Below are 6,800 nucleotides of genomic sequence, written 5' to 3' on the forward strand. Positions count from 1 at the left end.
TCGCGGGCGTCCGCGCACGGAGTCGTCGGGCGACGACGCTGACGCACGTTCGTGTTCATCAGGTCGTCCGCGCGGACGACGCTCCCCTCCGCCTCGTCGAGTGCGTTGACGATGCGCCGGAGGGTGGAGAGGCGCGGGTCCACGTCGCCGCCTTCGATTCGCGCGATGAGTGGCTGGGAGCGCCCGCCATCTCGGCGAGCGTGCTCTGCGTGAGGTCGAGTTCTTTCCGCCGTTCCCGGAGGTCGTGCGGGGTCGGGAGTTCCATACTCCTCGATAACCGCAGGTTATATGAAAAAGGTTCCGGACGGTCAGGCCGCGGCGTCTTCCTCGTCGGCTTCCGTCTCGACGACGTCGATGACCGACAGCGGAACGTCGCGAAGCGCGCCGCCGACTTCGCTCTTGGCGATGCGGGAGGCGTGCTTCTCGCCGTCGGCGTTGAACACGTCGATTTCGAGCAGAAGCCCGACGAGCGCCGTGTCCGCGGCGATGAACGCAGAGTCGAACGGTTCGCCGCAGGCGGGACAGCCGGTGACGCCGACTTCCACCTCGACGTACTCCTTGTCCTTCTCGTTCAGTCGCTTGCCCGCCTCGCTGACCGCGACACCGATGGCGTCGTCGATGTCCTCGACGTCGCGGACTAGCCACGCGGCCTCCATCGCGACGAGATAGTTGCTCATACCGTCCAGTAGCGCCACGGGGTTTCGTGTCTTGTGGTTCGTCCGGCCCCGTGACAACCACAGTTATTCATCAAAGATGATGATATTCTTCCGCGTACGGAACGGAAATCTACGCCATAAGTTATACAGACGAGGGGGAACTGGGACCGGATTCCTACGCCGTGAGCGGCGCCGAGACCAGTCGAGTTGTCACCGAAACAACTCCAGTTTAATCGGCAGACAGCGTCGGGGTATTCGAATCGGAGCGGTCGTAACGTATATATACACCCGGCTCGCCCGCTCAGCTAACGCGATGCTCAACGCGATGCACCGGTCAGTCACGTTCGCCCTCTACCAGTTCACCCTGGCACTCGGCATCCTGCTCATGCCGGTCGCCCTTCTCGCACGTCGGGCAGGCCTCCACCTGCCGGTCGACCGGGCGGTCGAAGCCACGGGTGCAGCGTACGAACGCGCGGGTGGGAACGCACGGACGAACTGACGCCTCCTCGCGGTCCGTTTTTTTCACGCCCCCCGAGCGACCGCGTCGTCGACAGTCACTTCGGCGGTACCGAGGCGCTACGGGGCCGCTATACGCGGAACGGGCAACAGCAGGGGGGAAGGGTGGCATTTATCAGCGCCGGGGCTCAAAAAGGGGTAATGCGTACTCCCACGAGCGACGACATCTCGGGCGGTCTCGACCCCCTGAACGGCGACCACTCCGGTGTGTTCGCCCCGGAACTCGGCGAGTTCCCCAACGCCGAACAGCGCGCGGGCGAGTCGACGGCACAGGAGACGAAGACGGGGACGACGACGGTCGGTCTGAAGACCGAAGACGGCGTCGTGCTGGCGACCGACATGCGCGCCAGTCTCGGCTACATGGTCTCCTCGAAGGACGTCCAGAAGGTCGAGGAGATTCACCCGACGGGCGCGCTCACCATCGCCGGGTCCGTCTCGGCGGCGCAGTCGCTCATCCGCTCGATTCGCGCGGAGGTCCGACTGTACGAGTCCCGTCGCGGCGAGGACATGAGCATGCAGGCGCTCTCGACGCTCCTCGGTAACTTCCTCCGCTCGGGCGCGTTCTACGTCGTCCAGCCCATCCTCGGCGGCGTCGACGAGGAAGGACCGCACATCTACAGCATCGACCCCGCGGGCTCCATCCTCGAAGAGGAGTACACCGTCACGGGCTCCGGGAGCCAGTACGCCCTCGGCGTCCTCGAACAGGAGTACAGCGACGACCTGTCCATCGAGGAAGCCAAGCGCATCGCCGCACACGCCGTCGAGAGTGCACTCGAACGCGACCTGGCCTCGGGTAACGGCATCAACATCTGCGTCGTGACCGAAGACGGCGTCGAGATAACCCAGCACAAAGAGATCGAAGACCTGCTGTAGGTCGGAGCGTCGCGGCCTCTCCTCTCCGTTCTCTTCGCCGTCCAGCGGCGCATCCGCGCCGAAAGCGGCGGCGACGGCAGTTACAGCCAGTCCGCGAACGTACCTTCCAGCAGCGTCTCGGTCTGGTTCCCGATGTACTCGCGTTGCATGGCGAAGACGGCCTCGGCGAAGTCCTCACCGTCGTCGAGGTGGCTCTCGACGCGTTCGACCTTCCACCCGGCGGGCGTCCGTCCCGACGCCGCGCGGACGCGGAGCGGTTCGACGTACCGGTCGGCCTCCGCCTGCGAACACCCCGCCGACTTCAGCCCGTCGACGGCGTGCGCGAGAATGTCGTCGTACACCTCGGCGGGGTCCGTCGTCTCGTGGCCGTCGTTGGCTATCCACCGCTGCTCGCCGTCGAAGCCGTCGCGCATGGCCGTGTAGAAGTTCTCCTTCGCCGTCTCCCAGTCCTGGTCGACGACCGGGTGCTGGCGCTTCGGGAGGCTCTCCATCAGGCCGGCGAACGCCGCCTGAAAGGCGATGGAGTCGCGGACGGTCGGCTGTGCGGCGATGGGGCGGAACTCGATGCGGGCGTTCGCCGAGGACCGCGTCGCGCCGTCGAACACCGGGCGAACCCACCGCCAGAACGTCCCGTGCTTGCGCCGGAGCGTGGCGAACGAGTCGTCGAACCGGTCGCCGCGCGGGACGGGCATCGGAACGACGCTCGGGTCGGTGGCGACTCTGTCCACCGCCTCCGCCACGTCCGAGAGGTCCTCGGGGAAGCGGACCTTCTGTGCGTCTTTGCCGTTCAACACGGACTCGAAGACGGTGATGCGGTTCCCCATGTAGCCGTCGGCGAGGATGTCGCGCGGGTCGGCGTCGTCGTAGAGGTCCGGCGGGAAGAACGGCGAGTTGACGCCGAGGGCGAGGAGTGGCCCGGCGACGCGGAGCGCGTAGTTGAAGTAGACGGGCAGGTCGGCGGCGTGAGCGACCTGATAGTGCGGCTGGATGGAGGTGATGAGCGACTCGGGCATCACCGTATCGGCGTCGAGTTCGACGTGCGGGGCGTCGAGGCCCATGTCGTCGGCCGCGTACTGCCCGTTGGCCATCGCGTGGTAGCGGACGGAGTCGCTCATGTTCGTCGCGATGCGGATGCCGTCGTCCTCGATGCTGTCGGTGAGGTACCCCCGGGCCGTCTCGCCCGTCGGCGGGACGGTCCAGAGGCCGTCGCTGACGAGGCGCATCCCCTCCGAGGAGGTACACTGGAGGGCGGCGGTGAGACGGGCGAGCACCTCCGATTCCTGCGCCCTGAGGCCGTGCGGGTTCAACGGCTGCGGACTCGTCGTCATCTCGGCGTTGTGGAGGCCGAGTTCCTTCTCGAACCCGATGAGTTCGAGGAGGCGACGGGGGACGCGCATCAGTCCGTTCGCCATGTCGTCGTCGGCCGAGGACCACCGGCCGTCCGCGACGGCGTAGAACTCGTACTCCAGCCCGACGATTGACTGGTGGTTGTCGAACGTGCCGGCCGCCAACTCGGATTTGACCACCTCGGCGTCCGCCTCCGCCTGCGCCTCGTACTCCTCGGCGTCGACGGCGAGCACGTCTCGAACCCGGTCCGCAAGCTCGTCGCTCATACCCTCCCGTGTGCGTCCGTGCGGCTTGAATCCCGCGGCTCCGTCGTCCCGTGGCACGCCCTCCCGAACGAGGGGCCGCACGGCTTCGAGGACCGCGGGCGGCGACCGATTCGGCGGACTTTTTTCCGCCGGGAGTTCAGAGACCGACGATGCAGTTCGCCGAGTTCGCCGCCCGAGCGTCGGAGATGGAGACCGAACCCGCGGACCTCGCGACCGTCGCGTTGGTCCGTGACCTGTTCTGCGACGCCGGCGACGACCTGACCGTCGTCGTCCGCTTCGTCCAGGGCCGCGTCTTCCCCGCGTGGGACTCCACGACGCTCGACGTCGGTCCCCGACTGCTCCGGGAGGCCATCGCGCGCGCCGCCGGGCAGAACGTCACGGCCGGAGACGTGGAGGACCGACTCGCCGACGCGGGCGAAATCGGCGCCGTCGCCGCGGGCTACGACTTCGGCGGCCAGCGGGGACTGGCGGCGTTCGCTGGCGGGGGCGGCGACGGCCTCTCGGTGCGCGAGGTGGACGAGACGCTCCGCGAACTCGCCGCCGCCTCGGGGGCCGGCAGCGAGGACCGGAAACTCAACACGCTGTTCGGCCTGTTCAACCGCGCGAGCCCGGAGGAGGCGAAGTACCTCGCCCGCCTCGTCCTCGGGGAGATGCGCATCGGCGTCGGCGAGGGTACCGTCCGCGACGCCGTCGCCGAGGCGTTCCTCGCGGACCCGGAGGCGAACCGCGACGAGGGCGACGAAGACGACATCGCGACCGGCGGAGACGCCGACGACGACGCGGAAGACGGCGCGAGCGGTGACGGGACAGACACCGCGGCGGAGGAGTCGGTGAGCGACAGAGCAACCACGCACGCGACGGCCGACGAACTCGCCGCCGTCGAACGCGCCCTGCAGGTGTCGAACGACTACGGCATGGTCGCACGAGTCGCCCGCGAGGAGGGCCGCGACGGCCTCGAAGCCGTCCGCCTCGAAGTCGGCCGACCCGTGCAGGCGATGCTGGCGCAGGCCGGGACGGTCACGGACGCTCTCGAGGCGTGGGACGAGGCGGCGGTCGAACGCAAGTTCGACGGCGCGCGCGTGCAGGTCCACGTCGCGGGCGGTGACGAGGACGAGGGGGCCGCCGCCGACGTGTCGCTGTTCTCCCGCAACATGGACGACGTGACCGACGCCCTCCCCGAAGTCGTGGAGTTTCGTCGCGGACCACGTCGACGCGCCGGCCATCCTCGACGGCGAGGTGGTCGCCGTCGACGACGACGGGGAGCCGTTGCCGTTTCAGGAGGTGCTGCGCCGGTTCCGCCGGAAACACGACGTCGACCGGATGCGCGAGGAGGTCCGCGTCGAACTCCACGCGTTCGACTGCCTGCACGCCGACGGCGAGGACTTGCTCGACGCGCCCGTGACCGAACGGCACGCCCGCCTGTCGGAGTTGGTCCCCGAATCGGCCGTCTCCGGCCTCCTCGTCTCCGACGACGAGGGAGAGATAGCCGCGTTCGAGGAGGCGTCGCTCGACGCCGGCCACGAGGGAGTCATGCTGAAGAACCCCGACTCCACCTACTCGCCGGGGGACCGCGGGAAGAACTGGCTGAAGCGCAAGCCCGACGTGGAGACGGTGGACCTCGTGGTGACGGGCGCCGAGTGGGGCGAGGGTCGCCGCGCCAACCACCTCGGTACGTTCCTGCTGTCGGCCCGCGACGGCGACGACTACGCCACCATCGGGAACGTCGCCACCGGCATCACCGACGAGGAGTTGGCGGACCTGTCGGCCCTGCTGGAGCCCGAAATCGTCAGCGAGGACGGACAGACGGTCGAGTTGAACCCCGCCGTCGTCTTCGAGGTGGGCTACGAGGAGATTCAGCGCTCGCCGACGTACTCCTCGGGGTACGCGCTCCGCTTCCCCCGGTTCGTCGCCGTCCGCGAGGACAAGACGCCCGCCGACGCCGACTCGCTCGAACGCATCGAGCGACTGGCCGAGTCCCAGTAGCGGCGGAGCGTCGCCGGTCGGCGTCCCCGTCCACGTCCGAGTCCGAGTCCGGAGCCGTCGCCCTCGGGATCAGACGTACCGCGACAGCGCCTCGAACGCGCGTTCGGCCGCCTCGTCCGGCCGGTCCGGGTAGGTGTACAGTTCGAGCGTGACGAACCCGTCGTAGCCGACGCCGTCGAGGGCGTCGAACACGGCCGCGAAGTCGAGGTCGCCGTCGCCGGGGACGAGGTGGTAGTGCTTCCCGCGGACGCCGCCGGCGATGTCTTCGAGGTGGACGCCGGTGATGTGACCGGCGGCCTTCTCGATGCTCTCGCGGGGGTCTTCGCCGTAGACGGCGGCGTGTCCCACGTCGAGGTTGACGCCGAGTCCGTCGCGGCCCACGTCGTCGATGAGCGTCAGCACCTCGTCGGTACTCTCGACGAGGAGTTCGGGTTCGAACTCGATTCCGACGTCCACCCCGCGCGGTTCGGCGTAGTCGAGGATGTCGTGCAGGGAGTCCAGCAGGTGGTCGTACGCCGTCTCCGGCATCGTCCCCGGGAGGGGGCGACCGCTTGCGAGGCAGACGGCCGGCGCGCCCGTGGCGTCGGCCAGGTCGACGGCGCGCTTCGTGTAGTCGACGCGCCACGCGCGCAGGTCGGCGTCCGGGTTGACGACGCTCGGTTCGAAGAACGACGACGGCGGCGCGTCGTCGTAGTAGCCCGTCGCCGTGTTCGCGTTGACGTTCGAGACGGCGACGCCGGTGTCGTCGAGGGCGTCGGCGAGGGCCGCCTCGTCGTCCGCGTCGAACTCCGGGAAGTACGCGTGGGGCGCGTCGCCGAGTATCTCGACTCCCGCGTAGCCGTGGCCGGCGATGCGCCGGACGGCCTCGGGGAGCGTGTGGTTCGTGTAGGCGTTCGTCGAGAATGCGAGTTTCATCGTTGGGGTCGTCAGCTCACGTCGAAGTATCTGGACAGCACCGTGGCGGGGACGAGGAACGCGGCGGCGGCCGCGGCGAACGCCGGCCCCGCGACGACGGCGACGGCGGCGTCGAGGAGGACGATGCCGAGGACGCAGGTGCCGACGGCGGGACCGACGTTCGCGGGCGTCGGGTCGGCCATGGCCGGGGCGAGCGCTCGCCAGTCCCACGCGAGGAAGCACGCGGCGACGACGGTGGCGAGGA

5 protein-coding genes and 3 pseudogenes are annotated in these 6,800 nt (G+C 68.9%); 3 read left to right on the top strand and 5 right to left on the bottom strand.

Annotation, left to right across the window (positions count from 1 at the left end; translation table 11 throughout):
• A pseudogene (locus tag GJ632_RS25550) lies at positions 1-265 on the bottom strand (helix-turn-helix domain-containing protein); the annotation flags it as partial.
• A 43-nt stretch (positions 266-308) separates the two neighbouring features.
• On the bottom strand, positions 309-677 hold the full coding sequence (locus GJ632_RS17710; protein ID WP_089810499.1) for a DUF555 domain-containing protein: 369 nt from the start codon (positions 675-677) through the stop codon (positions 309-311).
• Positions 678-969: 292 nt separating this feature from the next.
• Here GJ632_RS17710 and GJ632_RS17715 point away from each other — a divergent pair, with 292 nt between their 5' ends.
• The gene (locus GJ632_RS17715; protein WP_089810501.1) at positions 970-1,155 is read left to right on the top strand and encodes a hypothetical protein; all 186 of its coding nucleotides are present in this window, start codon (positions 970-972) and stop codon (positions 1,153-1,155) included.
• A 158-nt stretch (positions 1,156-1,313) separates the two neighbouring features.
• Positions 1,314-2,045: an archaeal proteasome endopeptidase complex subunit beta gene (gene psmB, locus GJ632_RS17720; RefSeq protein WP_089810503.1), complete on the top strand. Its 732-nt coding sequence runs from the start codon at positions 1,314-1,316 to the stop codon at positions 2,043-2,045.
• Between the two features lie 80 nt (positions 2,046-2,125).
• On the opposite strand, the gene GJ632_RS17725 is transcribed toward psmB, so the two are convergent.
• Entirely contained in the window at positions 2,126-3,658 is a 1,533-nt protein-coding gene (locus GJ632_RS17725; protein ID WP_089810505.1) for a hypothetical protein, read from the bottom strand.
• Between the two features lie 149 nt (positions 3,659-3,807).
• Here GJ632_RS17725 and ligA point away from each other — a divergent pair.
• Positions 3,808-5,641 (top strand): annotated as a pseudogene (gene ligA, locus GJ632_RS17730) (ATP-dependent DNA ligase LigA).
• A 69-nt stretch (positions 5,642-5,710) separates the two neighbouring features.
• Here ligA and GJ632_RS17735 read toward each other — a convergent pair.
• Together GJ632_RS17735 and GJ632_RS17740 are read right to left on the bottom strand one after the other, a co-directional pair.
• On the bottom strand, positions 5,711-6,556 hold the full coding sequence (locus tag GJ632_RS17735) for a sugar phosphate isomerase/epimerase (RefSeq protein WP_089810509.1): 846 nt from the start codon (positions 6,554-6,556) through the stop codon (positions 5,711-5,713).
• 11 nt (positions 6,557-6,567) lie between these two features.
• Positions 6,568-6,800, bottom strand: a pseudogene (locus GJ632_RS17740) (4-hydroxybenzoate polyprenyltransferase); the annotation flags it as partial.

It is taken from the genome of Halogeometricum sp. CBA1124 (genome assembly GCF_009741955.1).
Lineage (GTDB): Archaea > Halobacteriota > Halobacteria > Halobacteriales > Haloferacaceae > Halogeometricum > Halogeometricum rufum.

Coding starts and splice junctions, on each gene's coding strand:
- GJ632_RS17735 (WP_089810509.1), bottom strand. CDS start 6,556: ATGAAACTCGCATTCTCGACGAACGCCTACACGAACCACACGCTCCCC.
- GJ632_RS17715 (WP_089810501.1), top strand. CDS start 970: ATGCTCAACGCGATGCACCGGTCAGTCACGTTCGCCCTCTACCAGTTC.
- GJ632_RS17725 (WP_089810505.1), bottom strand. CDS start 3,658: ATGAGCGACGAGCTTGCGGACCGGGTTCGAGACGTGCTCGCCGTCGAC.
- psmB (WP_089810503.1), top strand. CDS start 1,314: ATGCGTACTCCCACGAGCGACGACATCTCGGGCGGTCTCGACCCCCTG.
- GJ632_RS17710 (WP_089810499.1), bottom strand. CDS start 677: ATGAGCAACTATCTCGTCGCGATGGAGGCCGCGTGGCTAGTCCGCGAC.